This window comes from Frisingicoccus caecimuris (assembly GCF_004340975.1).
In the GTDB taxonomy this organism is placed as follows: Bacteria; Bacillota; Clostridia; order Lachnospirales; family Lachnospiraceae; genus Frisingicoccus; species Frisingicoccus caecimuris.
In genome coordinates this window covers 414,780-431,729 of sequence record NZ_SLXA01000001.1, presented here as the reverse complement: position 1 = coordinate 431,729, position 16,950 = coordinate 414,780, and the positions used below count along the sequence as shown (strand labels likewise).

The following is a 16,950-nucleotide window of genomic DNA, read 5'->3' as shown; positions in this document are numbered from 1 at the left end:
ATTTTTACGTAAGAATTGTTTAAAAAGACTTCAATTATATTGAGAAAAATGTTAAAATTTTTGTATAAAAAATGTCAGGAAAGGAATTATAAATGAGAGAGTTTCGAAATAAAGCAGGGTATATCTGTGATATGGATGGCGTAATCTATCACGGTGACAGACTTTTGCCAGGAGCAAAGGAATTTGTAGAATGGCTTTACAGGGAGAATAAAAATTTCCTTTTTCTTACAAATGCCAGCGGTAAGACGCCAAAAGAGCTTCAGCAGAAACTGGGGCGTATGGGATTAGATGTGGATGAGAAGCATTTTTATACAAGTGCGTTGGCCACTGCAAAATTTGTCAGTTCACAGAAGCCGAATTGTTCAGCCTATGTGATTGGCGATCCGGGATTATTTCTGGCATTGAGTGAGGCGGGCATTACGAATAATTCGGTAAATCCGGATTACGTGATCATTGGAGAGACTAATAATTATAATTATGAGAATATTTGTCAGGCTGTTCATCATGTTCAAAACGGCGCCAAGCTGGTAGGAACAAATACGGATTTAACAGGACCCACAGAGCAGGGAATTGTTCCGGCCTGCCGTGCGCTTATTGCACCGATTGAGTTGACGACAGGAAAGCAAGCGTATTTTGTAGGTAAACCGAATCCTTTAATGATGCGTACAGGACTGCAGCTTCTGGGAGTCCATTCCCAGGATGCGGCAATCATTGGCGACCGTATGGATACAGATATCATTGCAGGTATTGAAACAGGTCTGGATACATGTCTTGTTCTGTCCGGGGTTACTTCAAAAACTGAAATGGAAGGGTATCCATATCGTCCAAGGCTTATTTTAAATGGTGTAGGTGATATTCCCAAATCATGAAATTCAAATGTTCTCTCTGATATGTGATGATATGAAGGGAGAGATATAATGAATAAAGAAAATGACCTAAGTATATACAAAAAAGCACTGGAAGTATTTCCAATGCCTGTATTGCTGGTTGGAGCAGACGAGCATATTCTTTTTATGAACAAGTCCTATGGGGAATTTTTAGGTATAGAACCCAGCAGTGTGATCGGTAAACATGTTTATGAAGTTATCGAGAATTCAAGAACGCCGTTGGTATTAAAAACCCAGAAGGCCGAATATGCGGACAGACATAAGTACACCCAGGGAAAGGTGAAAGACCGGGAAATTATCGTTCACCGGATTCCAATCGTAGAGAACGGTAAATCGCTGGCGGTTTTTGGCTTATTGATGTTCACCAGTATTGAGGATTTAATGGCTCTGGCTGAAAAAAACCAGAAAATCAATGATGAATTGGCTTATTATAAGACAAAGTTTATTGAACTGCAGAGTTCAAAATATTCCTTAGACAGTATTCTTGGTCATGGAGTAGTCATTCAGACTTTGAAGGAAGAAATCGTTAAGGTGGCGTCTGTGAGATCTACCGTACTGATCACCGGTGAGAGCGGTGTGGGAAAGGAATTGATCGCACATTCGATTCATCATTGCAGTGAACGGCATGAACGGATGTTTGTGCGGGTTAATTGTGCAGCTATACCGGAAAATCTGTTTGAAAGTGAATTTTTTGGTTATGTCGGAGGCAGTTTTTCAGGCGCATCCAAATCCGGAAAAATGGGAAAATTTGAGCTGGCAAACGGAGGAACGCTTTTTCTGGATGAAATTGGAGAGCTTCCTGTATTTATGCAGTCTAAACTTTTGAGAGTCTTGCAGGAACGTGAGATTACCCGTATTGGAGGAAATCAGACGATTCCTGTCGACGTCCGTATTATTGCAGCCACCAACCGGAATCTTGGAAAAATGGTTCAGGATGGGGATTTTAGAGAGGATTTGTATTATCGGTTGAATATTTTAAATATTAAGGCGCCGTCGCTGAGGGAGCATCTGGAGGATATCCCCGAACTTGTTGAAGATATATTAGAGGGGTTGAAGAATGAAAACGGTACAAAAAAGGTCCTTTCAAAAGAGGTCTACACCATATTGCAGAAATACAGCTGGCCGGGGAATGTCCGTGAACTGAATAATGTTATTTCAAAGTTATATTATATGTCGGATGGTGATGAAATTACAGCGGTCCACGTTCCGAGGCATATTCGTTATGCGGAACGCGTTTCACCGATTGAGACGACAGAAGAAGGATTGGATGCGATGGTGGAAGAACTGGAAAAGCATTTGGTCATTGAAACCTTAAGAAAAAATGACAATAATATCACAAAAACCGCAAATTTTTTGAAAATTTCCCGTCCAAGATTATATCGGATTATGGAAAAAATTTCCTCAGAGGAATTATAAAGTTAAAAAAGTATCAAAATGTTACATTGTAACGGAACATTACAGTACAAAAGATAGGGATTTTCAGAAATCTTGTAATATATTATTACAATTATAGCTGCAAATCACTCAATAAAAAGTATAATAAATATCAATTTGAAAAATTAAAAAAACTGGGAAAAACCTGATAAATTCAAGGCTTTTTCCAGTTTTTTTGTTATATAAAGTTGTTTGTGAAAAAATTGGCATCCGAATTGCGAAATATAAAAGTATCACATATCAGAGAAACATTGTTTAAAGAAAGGGGTAAAAAAATGGCATTTAACACAATCATCTATGAAACAAACAATGGGATCGGTTATATCACGATCAACCGACCAAAGGCTCTGAACGCACTGAGCGAAGAAGCCCTGACAGAATTGTCGGAAGCCCTGGATATGGCGGCGAAAGATGATGACGCCAAGGTCGTGATCATCACCGGAGCCGGCGGAAGAGCTTTTGTAGCCGGAGCAGATATCTCTGCCATGCAGCATATGACGGCGGTCGAGGCGTATGACTATGCGAGACTTGGACAGACGACTTATAACAAGATTCAGGATATGCCAAAGATCGTCATTGCGGCAATCGATGGCTTTGCACTGGGCGGCGGATGTGAACTGGCTCTGGCCTGTGACATTCGTGTTGCTTCAGCAAAATCTCAGATTGGTATTCCGGAAGTTACTTTGGGAGTATTTCCGGGATTTGCCGGAACGCAGAGACTGCCGAGATTGGTTGGTACAGGTATCGCTAAAGAGATGCTTGCCACGGCAAGAAAGGTTCATGCGGATGAAGCAAAGGAAATTGGTCTTGTGAATTATGTTGTTGATGAAAATCCGCTGGCAAAAGCAGAAGAACTGGCGGCTCAGATTTGTAAAAACAGCATGTCGGCCATTGCTTTAGGAAAGAAAGCCATGAATGAAGGAATGGAAATGGAATTAAAGAAGGGAATTGAGCATGAAGCCTCCCTGTTTGCAGTGGCCTTTACAACAGAAGACCAGAGAGAAGGTATGACAGCTTTCCTTGAAAAGCGGCCTGCAAATTTTAAATGAAAAACCGCAATAGGTTCAAGACGAGTGCGGAATTTAATAAAGAAAGGAAATTGAGAGATGAAAATTGTTGTATGTGTAAAACAGGTTCCGGACACAACAGAAGTCCGTTTGGACCCGGTCACAAACACTTTGATTCGTGATGGCGTTCCAAGTATTATTAACCCGGATGATAAGGCCGGCATCGAAGCGGCTCTCCGGATCAAAGAAGAGGTTGGAGGTACAGTGACGATCGTATCCATGGGACCGCCTCAGGCCGATGTGGCTCTGAGAGAAGCGTTGGCTATGGGGGCTGACGATGCGATTCTCATCAGTGACCGTGCATTTGGCGGCGCGGATACATGGGCGACGTCTTCCACGATCGCTGCGGCGCTGAAAAAACTGGATTATGACCTGATCATCACCGGCCGGCAGGCGATCGATGGTGATACGGCTCAGGTCGGACCTCAGATCGCGGAGCACCTCGGCATTCCTCAGATCAGTTATGTTGAAGACATTAAAGTTGAAGACGGGACACTTCTTGTCAAGCGTAAATTTGAAGACAGGAGCCACCTCCTGCGTGCAAAGCTTCCGTGCCTCCTGACGTGTCTTTCTGAATTAAATGAGTCCAGATATATGTCCATCGGCGGCATCTTCAGAGCTTATAAAAAGGATGTCCAGGTATGGGGCCTTGAGGATATGAAAGACACGGTGGACATGGCGAACATCGGCCTTAAAGGTTCACCGACAAGAGTCCGGAAATCCTTTACAAAACAGGCAAAGGGCGCCGGTGAAAAGATTAATGTCCCTGAAGATGAAGCAGTAGCCATTATCGTAAGCAGACTTGCTGAAAAGCATTTGATCTAGAGGAGGATGAATTCGATGAGCAAAAATGTATATGTATTTGCAGAGCAGCGCGACGGAAACATCCAGAAGGTTGCTTATGAATTAGTAGGAAAGGCAAGAGAGCTTGCCGATACATTAGATGAAAAAGTATATGCGGTCCTTGTGGGACAGGGAATGGACGCCCAGGCCGGCAGCCTGATCGCAGCAGGCGCTGACGGGGTCGTACTCGTACAGGATGAAATGCTTGCGGAATATACGACAGAAGCCTATACAAAAGCAGTCGTTGAAGTGATCCGGGAAAAAGGACCGGAGATCTTTTTGATCGGCGCCACAGCCATCGGCCGTGACCTTGCGCCGCGTGTATCTGCAAGGATACATACCGGTCTGACAGCAGACTGTACCGGGCTTGCGATTGATGAAGCCAGCAGAAATCTGCTGATGACCCGTCCGGCCTTCGGCGGGAACATCATGGCGACCATCGTGTGTGAAGATCATCGCCCTCAGATGGCAACGGTACGTCCGGGTGTGATGAAAGCCCTTGCGGCAGACAGCACACGAACAGGGGAAGTTGAAGAATTGAAAGTAGCGTTCAGTGCAGCAGATATGCCTGTAGAAGTCGTCGAGGTCATCCGGGAAGAGCGGACGTCAGTGGATATCACAGAGGCTAAGGTCCTCGTATCCGGCGGACGCGGTATGAGCGATGCGGAAAACTTCAACGCTCTGTTAGACCCTCTCGCAGAAGTCCTCGGTGGTGTCGTGTCTGGTTCCCGTGGCGCTGTCGATGCAGGATGGATCGATCATGAATGCCAGGTGGGACAGACCGGTAAGACGGTACGCCCGGATCTGTATCTGGCCTGCGGCATTTCGGGCGCTATCCAGCACGTTGCCGGTATGGAAGGCGCCGAATATATCGTGGCCGTTGATAAGAATGACGGTGCGCCGATCTTTGACATCGCCGATCTTGGTGTTGTCGGAAATGTGGATACCTTACTTCCGAAACTTACGGAAGCGATCAAAGAGTACAAGGAGGGAAAATAGGAATGTATGCATTATTAAAACCGGAACACAGACTTGTACGTCAGTTAGCGAGAGAGTTTGCTGAAAAGGAAGTAAAACCTTTAGCAGCAACACTGGATGAAGAAGAGAGATTTCCTGTAGAGACGATCCCGAAACTGTTTAAATATGGTTTCTTTGGCGCAGCCTATCCGGAGTCGGAAGGCGGCGAGGGCGGAGACAGCCTGGCCTATGTCATCGCTCTTGAAGAGATCTCAAAAGTATGTGCGACAACCGGCGTTATTTATTCCGTGCAGGCCGGTCTCGGTATGGGACTGTTTGCAAAATACGGTACGCCGGAGCAGAAAGAAAAATATCAGAAAGGCGCGTTCACTGATAAACTGGTATGTTTTGCCCTGACAGAGCCGGGCGTGGGCACAGACGCATCAAACGTGCAGACGGTAGCAGTGAAAGACGGTGACGATTATATCCTGAACGGGACAAAGATGTTTATCACAACGGCCGGACAGGCAGAATGGTACATCATCATCGCCGTGACAGACCGTGCTAAGAAGAACAATGGGATGACCGCGTTCATCGTCCACAAGGATGCGCCGGGATTTTCTGTCGGAAAACACGAAAAGAAAATGGGTATTCGCGGTTCAGCCACATGTGAGCTGATCCTTAAGAATGTCCGTGTCAGCAAAGATGATATCCTCGGAAAAGAAGGACAGGGCTTAAAGATGGCTTTGGCCAGCCTGGATTCGGGACGGATGGGTATCGCAACGCAGGCACTCGGCATCGCCCAGGGAGCCATCGATGAGACGATCCGATATGTCAAAGAACGGAAACAGTTCGGGAAACGTATCTCCCAGTTCCAGAATACCCAGTTCAAACTGGCGGAGCTTCAGACAAAGGTGGATGCGGGCCGGATGCTCGTATGGCGCTGCGCCATGCTGAAGGATGCAGGCCTTCCATATGGTAAGGAAGCGGCCATGGCGAAACTCTACAATTCGGATGTGGCGAACCTTGTGACCCGGGAGTGTGTACAGCTTTCCGGTGGTTATGGTTACACAAGAGAATATCCGATGGAACGTATGATGCGTGACGCAAAGATCACGGAGATCTATGAAGGGACATCGGAAGCTCAGAAGATGGTCATTTCCAGAGCTATCGGTGTAAAGTAAAAATGTATCTAAGGGATATTTAAGGGGATTTAGGGAGAAGAAATCAAAGGAGAAGATAAAATATGCAAATGTTAAGTGTTATTGGATTGATTATTGCCATGTTCCTGTTAGTTTTTTTGGCTATGAAAGGAATTCATGTTTTGGCAATTGGGTTAATCTGTTCAGTAATCCTTGCTGCAACAAGCGGTATGAATGTATGGACAGTATTGACAGAAAATTATATGCCTGGATTTTCAAGCTTTATCACATCAAATTTTTTGGTGTTCCTTGCAGGCGCTTTGTTCGGTAAATTTATGAATGACAGTCATGCGGCGGATGCTATTGCTAACTGGATTGTTAAGAAACTGGGGGCATCGAAGGCTGTTCTGGCTATTGTACTTAGCTGTTTCGTATTGTGTTACGGCGGTGTTAGTGTATTCGTTGTAGGCTTTACTATTTTTCCGATTGCGATCAGCTTATTTAAAGAAGCAGATCTTCCAAGAAATATGCTTCCGGGAACCATTGGTTTTGGTTCCATTACATTTGCAATGACCTGTCCTGGCACACCACAGATTCAGAATATCATTCCGTCTCAGACGTTGGGAACAACAACTATGTCTGGCGCTGTTGTTGGTATTATTGCCGGTATATTCATGTTTATTGTCGGCTATATTTGGCTGAATAGTATGATTAAAAAAGAAGTGGCTAAAGGCGGACATTTTGTGGCTAAAGAAGGCGAACAGACTGCACAGTTAAGTGAAGATGAAATGCCGAGTGTTGCCCTTTCATTTGTTCCATTGATCGTTACTATCGTCTTGATGAATGCTTTTAAGGTTCCGGCAGCAATTGCTATCTTCATCAGCATCGTTATTGGTGTTGTATTATTAAACAAAACATATAAACCAACGATGATTGCAGCTACATTTGCAGGCGGCGCTACATCAGCGATTAGTGCAATTGCCAATACAAGTGCTGTAGTTGGTTTTGGTTCTGTTGTAAAAGCAATCCCGTTATTCCAGTCTATTTTGGGTGTTATGTTAAATATTCCTGGACCGGCGCTGCTCGGTGCAGCAATTGCAGTAACGGTTATTTGTGGCCTGACTGGTTCTGCTTCCGGCGGCCTTGGTATTGCTATTCCGCTTGTGGGTCCTACATATGTAGAAATGGGCGTAGCGCCTGCTGCATTGCACAGGGTTGCATCCATTGCATCCGGAGCACTGGATTCTGTCCCACATAATGGATATATTGTAACATTGCTGAATCTTTGTGGTGAAACACATAAAGACGCTTATATGCCATTGTTCTGGTTGACAGTTGTTCTGCCATTTATGGCTTGTGCATTGGCGATTGTTTTATTCCAACTGTTCCCAATGTTACCGTAATTATAAAGAGATGAGAAACGGAGGTTACATAAATGAGTAAATTAGTTACAGCGGATTATGCCGCATCCTTGATTAAAGATGGTATGAGTGTTGGCATGGGAGGTTTTGTTGGTTTCGGAACACCAGAAGAAGCTTTGGTTGCCATTGAAAAAAGATACCTGGAAACCGGAGAGCCAAAAAATCTTACGGTATTCCATGGCGCTGGTATCGGCGACGGAAAAGACAGAGGTATGAATCATATGGGCCATGAAGGTCTGATCAAACGTCTTGTGTGTGCCCATGTGGGTCTTGCGCCAAAGCTTGGACAGCTCTGTATGGAAAATAAAGTGGAATGTTTCATTCTTCCTCAGGGTGTATGCAGTCATATCCTTCGTGCAACAGCCGGAAGAAAACCGGGCCTCGTTACTCATGTTGGCTTAAAGACTTATGCGGACCCTAGAGTTGAAGCATGTAAAGGCAATGAAGCAGCACGTCAGTCCGGTCATGAGGTTGTCCAGTTGCTTCAGGTTGACGGAAAGGACTATTTGTTCTATAAGTCTGTTCCACTGGACATCTGCTTTATCCGCGGAACCTATGCGGATGAAACCGGTAATGTATCCATGGTCAAAGAAGGACTTCATGGAGATCAGCTTGAAATGGCGATGGCGACAAGAAACAGCGGCGGTATCGTTGTTGTCCAGGTTGAAAAGATGGTACAGAAGGGCAGTCTTCCTGTAAAAGATATTAAGATTCCGTCCTTTATGGTAGATTATATTGTTGAAGCAAAACCTGAAAATCATCCCCAGTCCTTTATGGGACCGGATTATCGTCCGGAACTTACCGGAGAGATTTATATCCCACTGGATGCCATTGAACCAATGCCATTAAATCCGCGTAAGATCTGCGGACGCCGCGGCGCTATGCTTTTAAAGAAGGGCGCTGTTGTCAACCTGGGTATCGGTGTGGCTGAAGCGATCGCTGCAGTTGCCGGTGAAGAAGGTGTTGCCGACCAGATCACATTGTCCATCGAATCCGGTGTTCTCGGCGGTGTTCCGACCGGCGGCCTTGGAATCGGCGGTACAGTGAATCCGGAATCTATTGTAAAACAGCCGGATACATTCGATTTCTATGATGGCGGCGGTCTCGATATGGCCTTCCTCGGACTGGCTGAGGTGGATGAAAAAGGTAATGTCAACGTATCTAAATTCGGCGGACGTATGGTAGGTCCTGGCGGTTTCATCAATATTACTCAGAATGCCAAGGTTGTAGGATTCTGCGGAACATTTACAGCCGGTAAGATGAAATGGGAGATCAAAGACGGCAAATTAAATATCATCGAAGACGCGCCGAACATTAAATTTAAAAAGGCCGTAGAGCAGATCACATACTCTGGCGAATACGGTGTGGAGACCGGACAGACCGTTTACTATATCACAGAACGTGCATTGTTTAAACTGGTTCCGGGCGGCATGAAACTTCTTGAGATCGCACCGGGTGTTGATTTACAGAAAGATATTCTTGATAAAATGGAATTCACACCGATCATGGACGAAGAGATCAAAGTTATGGATGAAAAGATCTTTACAGATGCGCTGATGAACTTAAGTTTTGAAGAATAGGACCGGTGATTATATGAGTATGTTAGATCCAAACAGTATTAATATGAGCGGTTATGCGATTCAGGAGTTATCTGTTGGTCAGAAAGCATCCTTTAGTAAAACAATTTTAGCTTCAGATATTTACAATTTTGCGGGGATCATCGGAGACTTTAATCCGGTGCACGTCAATGCGGAATATGCAAAGACAACCCGTTTTGGCAGTCAGATTGCCCACGGTATGTTAACGGCTTCCTTTATATCTACCGTATTGGGCATGGCCCTTCCTGGCGCGGATGCGATTTTCCTGGAGCAGAACCTGAAATTCACAGCACCGGTTCATGTAGGCGATACGATCACAGCAACGGCTGAAATCATCGACATGGACGAAAAGCGTAAAATTTTAACCATGAAGACTGTTGTAGCGATTCAGGACGGTACGGTTGTTGTCGATGGTCAGGCCAAGATCATGGCAACAAAGAAACTGTAAAAATAGGTTGATAAACTAAAATCCATTAATAAAATTCATATTCTGCGAAAGCAGAAACAAAAACTTCCTTTTTAGTGGAGGCTTCGCAATTTGCACCAGTTGTGGAGCCTCTACTTTTGGCTTATAAACTACAGGTTGAAAAGAATTTGAATAAATTGTCATTGAATTTTAACGCAAAACATAGCACAATAAAAGAAAAAAGGAGAGATCGATATGGGATATATTTGTTCAGAAGAAACAGAGGAATTAATTGAAGCGGTACGCGAGTTTTGTAATCATGAGGTGAGAGAACAGGCGAAGGAATATGACCGGACTGGAGAATGGCCGAAGGAGATTTATGATAAGGCTATGGAGATGCAGTTACACATGCTGGATATACCTGAAGCCTACGGCGGCCTTGGACTTGATAAACTCTCTATAGCTGCAATTCTGGAGGAAATGGCAAAAGCGGACGCCGGTTTTGCTTTGACATTTTCCGTCAGCAATATTGGATTAAAGTCTGTATTTATGGCAGGAACGGAAGCACAGAAAAAGAAATTCTGCGATACGATAATTTCTGGAAAATTCAGCGGCTTTGCTCTGACTGAGCCTCAGGCCGGTTCAGATGCGGCGGCCGGAAGAACGACGGCCAGAAAAGACGGCGACAGTTACGTGCTGAATGGACGGAAATGCTTTATTACCAACGGCGGCGTGGCTGGTATTTATGTGGTTACTGCGATGACAGATAAAAGTAAAGGAATCAAGGGGATGAGTGCTTTTCTTGTAGAGGACGGCACACCGGGATTTACATATGGTAAACATGAGGATAAGATGGGCATCCGTGGATCCAGAACCTGCGACCTTGTTTTTGATGACTGTCGTATTCCTGCGGAAAACCTTCTTGGAAAAGAAGGCGAAGGTTTCAGGATTGCCATGCAGACATTGGACGTCAGCCGTACATTTATCGGTTGTATGGCAGTGGGAATTGCTCAGAGAGCGATGGAAGAAGCCATTGCTTATGGTAAGGAGCGTATTCAGTTTGGAAAGCCGATTGTGAGCAATCAGGCCATTGCCTTTAAATTGGCGGATATGGAAATCCAGATTGAAACAGCCCGTCAGATAGTAGCGCATGCATGTACGCTGATGGAGATGGGGCGGCCTTATGGTAAGGAATCCGCCATTGCTAAGGCTTATGGCGGCGATGTGGCCATGAAAGTGACATCGGAAGCCGTTCAGATTTTTGGCGGCTATGGCTATAGCAGGGAATACCCGGTAGAAAAACTCATGCGGGATGCAAAAATTTATCAGATTTTTGAAGGGACCAATGAGATACAAAGAGTGGTCATTGCAAACCATTTGCTGAAAGAATATTAATAAAGTAGATAACAGTGGGTCCTGCGGCTTGTGCCGCAGGGCTTTTAATTATACTCGGAAAAAATATTCCTGTATATGATTAATGAGTGCTTTGCTGGCTGTGGATAAAAAGGTGTTTTTCTGAAAAATCAGCGAAAGCTCCCATTGAAATGACGGTTTAAAAGGCAGAGTGATCATTGAATCATGGGCATAAAATTCAATAATAGGCCGGGGAAGTATAAGAATACCGTCGGACAGAGTGGTAAGCTCAAAAAGAAATTGACAGCTTGCACCTTCGAAAGCAATATTCGGACGAAACTTTTCGGTGCGAAAGAGTTCCATAAGCTGTGCCCGCATGTTAAAGGTTTTATCAAAGGTAATGAAAGGAAGGTTATCAAAATCTTTTATAGTTACATAGGAACGCCTGGACAACGGGTGGGATGGAAGGACGCCTGCGGTAACCTGATCACGGATCAGAGGGATTTCATTAAGAAGTTCCGAGAAGACCGGGCGCATAATGATAGCCATGTCGATATCGCCGGAGATGACCATTCCGGCCAGGGCATTGCCGCCTGCTTCAACAGTATGCAAAGAAATATCCGGGTATTTTTTCTGAAATTCAATTAGAAGGGTTGGAAGAAACATTGTTCCGATGATAGAAGGGAAGCCGATATTGACCTTTCCCTGCTTTAAGTTTTTTGTCGCAGCGACAGCGTCGTTCATCTGAGAGATTAAAATGGATATTTCGCCGGCCTTTTCCAATACGATCTGTCCGGTGTCCGTAGGCAGCAGCTCATTTCCTTTTCGGTAAAATAACGGTGTGCCAAATTCAGATTCTATTTTGCGCAGGCTCTTGTATAATGCAGGCTGAGAAATATATAGTTCATTAGCGGCATGGGACATATGCCGTGTCTTTCCGATTGCAGTAATATAATTTAATTCTCTTAATTCCATTTTTTTCTCCTTTGAATTTTATTTTTTATAAAAATATTATATCATACTGTTCATAAATAATCTTAAAAAGCATTAACTTAAAGTAAAAAAGTTCTTGAATATATGGTAATTGTGATTTAAATGAAAATATAGGAAAATGGAGATAGAGAAAATAGGATTTAGAATGTTAAAAATATATCAATCATGAAGGAGGGAAACATATGAATGGATTGAAGTATGAGATTGCCGGCAAAAATAAGAGTATTGGGGTGATTACCTTAAACCGGCCGCAGGCGTTAAATGCAATGAATACGGAAACAGTTAATGAAATGCGGGAATTATTGGATAAAATTGAAAAAGATGAACAAATTCGGTGTTTAATACTTACTGGCGAAGGCCGGGCTTTTTGTTCTGGCGGAGATATTAATGAAGAATCCCAGACTACGGTTATCACCGGATATCAATTCAGCCGAAATTGCGCTCAGGTATTGGATACAATGGAGCATTTCCGGGCACCGATTATCGGAGCAATCAATGGCTATGCGTTAGGCGGAGGCCTGGAATTTGCCTTGGCTTGTGATATTCGTATTGCTTCGAAAAAAGCATTTCTGGGTTCCCCGGAAATTTCTTTGGCAGTGATTCCCGGATGGGGCGGAACACAGCGTTTGCCGAGACTTGTTGGCGTATCAAAAGCAAAACAATTGATGTTCACAGGGGATAAGATTTCTGCGGAGGAAGCTTATCGTATTGGTCTGGTGGATGAACTGTCTGAACCGGAGGAGTTGATGAAGGATGCATTGATTATGGCGGAAAAAATTGCTCATTGGGGTCCGCTGGCAATGAAATACCTGAAGATTGCCGTGACGGATGGTATGGAATGTGATTTACAGAGAGGACTTCAGATTGAAGCAGCTCTTTTTGCACAACTCTATGGAACCGAGGATCAACAGGAAGCGATGCACGCATTTTTGGAAAAAAGAACTCCGAAGCCTTTTTTGGGCCGATAATGATTTTGCAATAAATAGATAAAAAGAAGAGATTTGGTTAGGATTCATAAAATTCGGTCAGATTTCTTCTTTTTTTATTGTTTCTCTAAAGTAAAATGAGAAAAAATCTTAAATTTACCGTTAAGAAAACCGGGAATATCCGATCATTGTTTTTTAAAAAAAGTTATGAGAGAATCGAGACAGAACCAATCAGACTCGGAATCGGAAAGATAAAATGCGTCGGGTAAAGGGTTTAAAGCAAAGGGTTATATTATTACTGTGAGGAGGAAAAAGAAAATGAGAGATGTAGTTATCGTCAGTGCGGCACGTACCCCATTTGGAAAGTTGGGCGGTACATTAAAATCATTGAAAGCGACAGATCTTGGCGGTCTTGCGATTAAAGAAGCATTGAGCCGCGCCGGGATTCAGGGGGGACAGGTCGATGAAGTTGTTTATGGCATGGTTGTTCCGGCCGGACAGGGTCAGATTCCGGGACGCCAGGCATCTGTAAAGGGCGGCATACCACATGAAGTGCCGGTCGTAACGATTAATAAAGTTTGTGGTTCCGCTTTAAAGGCTGTGACTTTGGGAGCACAGATGATTAAAGCCGGAGATGCCGATATTATTGTAGCTGGTGGAATGGAAAGCATGAGCAACATTCCATATGTGTTGGAGAATATGCGCTGGGGCGCCCGGATGAATGATGTTAAGGCAAAGGACGCAATGGTACTGGACGGATTATGGTGTCCGGAAAATGATGTACATATGGCGGTCATCGGAGGGCAGGTTGCTTCCGAGTATAACGTGACAAGAGAAATGCAGGATGCGTGGTCCCTTAGAAGTCAGAAACTTTGGGCCGAAGGAGAAGCTCAGGGAAAATTTGACGATGAACGTTTTGTCGTAGAGGTTCCGGCCCAAAAGGGTCAGACAATCATCTTCGATAAAGATGAAGCACCGCGTCCGGGAACAACAATGAAAGGACTTGCAAAGCTTCCGCCGTTGTTTGTCAAGGATGGAACAGTCACTGCAGGCAATGCACCGGGAACAAATGACGGCGCCTCTGCTATTGTTATTATGAGCCGGGAAAAGGCGGAAGAGCTCGGAGCTCCGATTTTGGCAACCATCAGGGGTTATGCACAGGCTTCCAGAGAATCCCGTTATATTGCAACTGTTCCGGGATTGGCTATTCAGAATCTGATGGAGAAAAATAATCTGACGGTTAAAGACTTTGACCTGATGGAAATTAACGAAGCTTTTGCGGCAGTTCCATTGGTGAGTTGTCTGGGAGTCCTGGGAATGAGTGAAGAAGAAATGGATGCAAAGGTAAATGTCAACGGAGGTGCAGTTGCGGTGGGTCATCCGATTGGAGCTACCGGTGCAAGAATCTTGATGACATTGATTTATGAACTGAGACGATCTGGTAAAAAGAGCGGCGTAGCCGCAATTTGTTCCGGTATGGCCCAGGGGGATGCTGTCTGGGTGGAAGTTGAATAACAGGAGGTATAACATAATGAGTGTAAAGAAAGCAATGGTCATTGGCGCTGGTCAGATGGGCGGGGGAATTGCCCAGATTATGGCGGCGGCAGGAATTGAAACCTATCTGAATGATATTAATTTAGAAATCGTCAACAATCGTATACAGTTTATCGAAAAACTTCTCAGCAAAGATGTGGCAAAGGGGAAGATTACAGAAGAGCAGAAAGACAAAACACTCTCTTTACTGCTTCCTTCAGAGAACCTGGAAGATGCGGCGGATTGTGATATTGTTGTTGAGGCTATTGTTGAGAACATGGATATTAAGAGCAGTACATTTCAGAAATTAGATTTTATATGTAAGCCGTCCTGTATTCTGGCTTCCAATACATCGTCGCTTCCGATTACGGAAATTGCGGCGGTGACAGGAAGGCCAGACAGGGTTATCGGAATGCACTTTATGAATCCGGTTCCGGTAATGAAACTGGTGGAAATCATCCGTGGGCTGGCCACTTCCGATGAAACCTATGAAGCGGTTCGGGATTTATCCGTGGAATTAAATAAAACACCGGTTGAAGTTCGCGATGTTCCGGGATTTGTTTCCAATCGGGTCCTTCAGATGATGATCAATGAAGCGATTTATTGTCTGTATGAAGGCGTAGCTTCCGTGGAAGATATTGACGCGGTAATGAAACTTGGAATGAATCATCCGATGGGACCGTTGCAGCTGGCAGACTTCATTGGTTTGGATACAGTACTCGCAATCATGGAAGTTATGTATGAAGGATATGCGGATTGCAAATATCGTCCATGTCCTTTGCTTCGCCAGTATGTAAAAGCCGGATGGCTTGGTAAGAAAGCCGGACGCGGCTTCTATACTTACGAATAAAATTGACAATGGCTATTGCCAGCCGTGAAATAAGAGTCCTGCCTTAAACCAATAATAAATACGCGAAAGCCCCTGCAGTTTGCACCACTGCAGGGGCTTTTGACATGCTATAGCATGCAGAGAAATGCGCCAGAGACGCTTTTTGTATGGTTTACCAGAAAATTATCGGTGGGTGTGCCCCTTCCCACATTTCTTTTGACCCAAAGGGTGTGCAGCAGATGAGTACACAATTTTATTGGACAGTTAATGGAACGTGTTGTATACTTAGAATAATTGAAATAAGAGACTGATTTACGGACAGAGGAGGTATGTGGCAGATGTATCAATATTTTATGGATTCTCCGATCGGACGGCTCCGTCTGGTTGAAAGTGACGGCTTTATTAAGGAAATATCCCGGGCGGATGTGCCGGCGGCTCGATTGGATTCTGAAGGGAAGATTATTAAAACAGCAGAGACCTTTGAATCCGCAGTGACTGAGAAGACGGAAGCTTTGGCGGAGACGGAGCAACAGCTCAGGGAATATTTTGCGGGAATTCGGAAATCGTTTGATGTATTGTTAAAGCCGGATGGGACCGCTTTTTTTCAAAGTGTCTGGAAAGCGCTGTTGGATATTCCTTACGGAGAGACACGTACCTATGGAGATATCGCGAAGGCTGTTGGAAAACCGAAAGCGGCCAGAGCTGTGGGGATGGCAAATCACTACAATCCAATCATGATTATCATTCCGTGCCATCGTGTCATCGGCGCCAATGGACAGTTGGTAGGGTATGCCGGTGGTCTGGATGTAAAGCGTCGTCTGCTTGATCTGGAAATGAGTCATGCCGGATGAAACAATAGGAAGGAATGCGATTATGGATGTTGAGAGCGTAAGAAAAAAGTTGATAGATCTGGCAGATGAGGATTATCGGGCATTTCACAGCAAATTGGTGCCGGGAACGGAAAATATTCTCGGCGTGCGGGTACCGGAACTTCGGAAGTTGGCCAGGAAGCTTGTGAAAGAGGACTGGCGGGAATATTTTGAGGCGGCGCCGAACATGTATTATGAAGAGGATATGCTTCGGGGCTTTATGGTCGGCTATGGAAGAATGAATTTGGAAGAGCGGTTGGAAAGAATTCGTCAGTTTCTGCCGAGTATTCATAATTGGGCAGTTTGCGATTGCTTTTGTTCTACTCTGAAATTTACTGAAAAACATCGGGAGGCGGTCTGGGAGTTTTTGAAAACCTGCTTTACTTCGGATAAAACTTATGATCTGAGGTTTGCTTCGGTAATGGCTCTGGATTATTATGTTCTGCCGGAATATACTCCGTTTGTTTTTCAGTATTTTGATCATATGAAGCATTCAGACTATTATGTTCAGATGGCTGTGGCCTGGGCTGTTTCCGTATTTTATGTCCATTTGCCGGACATAACGGAGAATTACATCCTGGAAAACCAGCTGGATGATTTTACCCACAATAAAGCAATTCAGAAAATATGTGAATCTTACCGGGTGGATAAGGAGAAAAAAGCCCGGCTTCGCAGTTTGAAACGAAAATAAA

The 16,950-nt window shown here is 44.4% G+C and carries 16 protein-coding genes; 15 read left to right on the top strand and 1 reads right to left on the bottom strand.

Translation table 11 applies throughout. The annotated features are described in order from the left end of the window. Positions 1-92: 92 nt before the first annotated feature. The 10 genes from EV212_RS02160 to EV212_RS02115 all read left to right on the top strand — a co-directional run bounded on the left by EV212_RS02160 (position 93) and on the right by EV212_RS02115 (position 11,150). A complete protein-coding gene (locus tag EV212_RS02160) occupies positions 93-869 on the top strand; it encodes an HAD-IIA family hydrolase (RefSeq protein WP_132088159.1) in 777 nt (258 codons plus the stop codon). 48 nt (positions 870-917) lie between these two features. Beyond that, positions 918-2,303, top strand: coding sequence for a sigma-54 interaction domain-containing protein (locus tag EV212_RS02155; RefSeq protein WP_132088156.1), 1,386 nt, complete (start codon positions 918-920; stop codon positions 2,301-2,303). A 293-nt stretch (positions 2,304-2,596) separates the two neighbouring features. Further along, on the top strand, positions 2,597-3,370 hold the full coding sequence (locus EV212_RS02150; protein WP_132088153.1) for an enoyl-CoA hydratase/isomerase family protein: 774 nt from the start codon (positions 2,597-2,599) through the stop codon (positions 3,368-3,370). A 57-nt stretch (positions 3,371-3,427) separates the two neighbouring features. Next, positions 3,428-4,213 carry an electron transfer flavoprotein subunit beta/FixA family protein gene (locus tag EV212_RS02145; RefSeq protein WP_132088150.1) on the top strand — a complete coding sequence of 262 codons (786 nt, stop codon included), beginning with the start codon at positions 3,428-3,430 and terminating at the stop codon, positions 4,211-4,213. Positions 4,214-4,228: 15 nt separating this feature from the next. After that, a complete protein-coding gene (locus EV212_RS02140) occupies positions 4,229-5,230 on the top strand; it encodes an electron transfer flavoprotein subunit alpha/FixB family protein (protein ID WP_132088147.1) in 1,002 nt (333 codons plus the stop codon). 2 nt (positions 5,231-5,232) lie between these two features. After that, positions 5,233-6,372, top strand: a complete 1,140-nt coding sequence (locus EV212_RS02135; protein WP_132088144.1) for an acyl-CoA dehydrogenase family protein — start codon at positions 5,233-5,235, stop codon at positions 6,370-6,372. A 62-nt stretch (positions 6,373-6,434) separates the two neighbouring features. Continuing rightward, positions 6,435-7,733: a GntP family permease gene (locus EV212_RS02130; RefSeq protein ID WP_207669042.1), complete on the top strand. Its 1,299-nt coding sequence runs from the start codon at positions 6,435-6,437 to the stop codon at positions 7,731-7,733. 32 nt (positions 7,734-7,765) lie between these two features. After that, positions 7,766-9,331: an acyl CoA:acetate/3-ketoacid CoA transferase gene (locus tag EV212_RS02125; protein WP_132088141.1), complete on the top strand. Its 1,566-nt coding sequence runs from the start codon at positions 7,766-7,768 to the stop codon at positions 9,329-9,331. Between the two features lie 13 nt (positions 9,332-9,344). After that, a complete protein-coding gene (locus tag EV212_RS02120; protein ID WP_132088138.1) occupies positions 9,345-9,797 on the top strand; it encodes a MaoC family dehydratase in 453 nt (150 codons plus the stop codon). A gap of 213 nt (positions 9,798-10,010) precedes the next feature. Then, positions 10,011-11,150 carry an acyl-CoA dehydrogenase family protein gene (locus EV212_RS02115; protein WP_132088135.1) on the top strand — a complete coding sequence of 380 codons (1,140 nt, stop codon included), beginning with the start codon at positions 10,011-10,013 and terminating at the stop codon, positions 11,148-11,150. Positions 11,151-11,198: 48 nt separating this feature from the next. Here the strand turns inward: EV212_RS02115 and EV212_RS02110 are convergent, their stop codons facing one another. Then, a complete protein-coding gene (locus EV212_RS02110; protein ID WP_132088132.1) occupies positions 11,199-12,083 on the bottom strand; it encodes a LysR family transcriptional regulator in 885 nt (294 codons plus the stop codon). A gap of 200 nt (positions 12,084-12,283) precedes the next feature. Here EV212_RS02110 and EV212_RS02105 point away from each other — a divergent pair, with 200 nt between their 5' ends. From EV212_RS02105 to EV212_RS02085, 5 genes are all read left to right on the top strand, one after another. Continuing rightward, a complete protein-coding gene (locus EV212_RS02105) occupies positions 12,284-13,069 on the top strand; it encodes an enoyl-CoA hydratase/isomerase family protein (RefSeq protein ID WP_132088129.1) in 786 nt (261 codons plus the stop codon). Between the two features lie 276 nt (positions 13,070-13,345). Next, a complete protein-coding gene (locus EV212_RS02100; RefSeq protein WP_132088126.1) occupies positions 13,346-14,542 on the top strand; it encodes an acetyl-CoA C-acetyltransferase in 1,197 nt (398 codons plus the stop codon). A gap of 16 nt (positions 14,543-14,558) precedes the next feature. Continuing rightward, positions 14,559-15,410, top strand: a complete 852-nt coding sequence (locus tag EV212_RS02095) for a 3-hydroxybutyryl-CoA dehydrogenase (RefSeq protein WP_207669041.1) — start codon at positions 14,559-14,561, stop codon at positions 15,408-15,410. A gap of 317 nt (positions 15,411-15,727) precedes the next feature. Further along, positions 15,728-16,240 (top strand): methylated-DNA--[protein]-cysteine S-methyltransferase, encoded by a 513-nt coding sequence (locus EV212_RS13795; protein WP_132088123.1) that lies wholly within the window; start codon positions 15,728-15,730, stop codon positions 16,238-16,240. A 22-nt stretch (positions 16,241-16,262) separates the two neighbouring features. After that, positions 16,263-16,949, top strand: coding sequence for a DNA alkylation repair protein (locus EV212_RS02085; RefSeq protein WP_132088120.1), 687 nt, complete (start codon positions 16,263-16,265; stop codon positions 16,947-16,949). Position 16,950 lies beyond the last annotated feature (1 nt).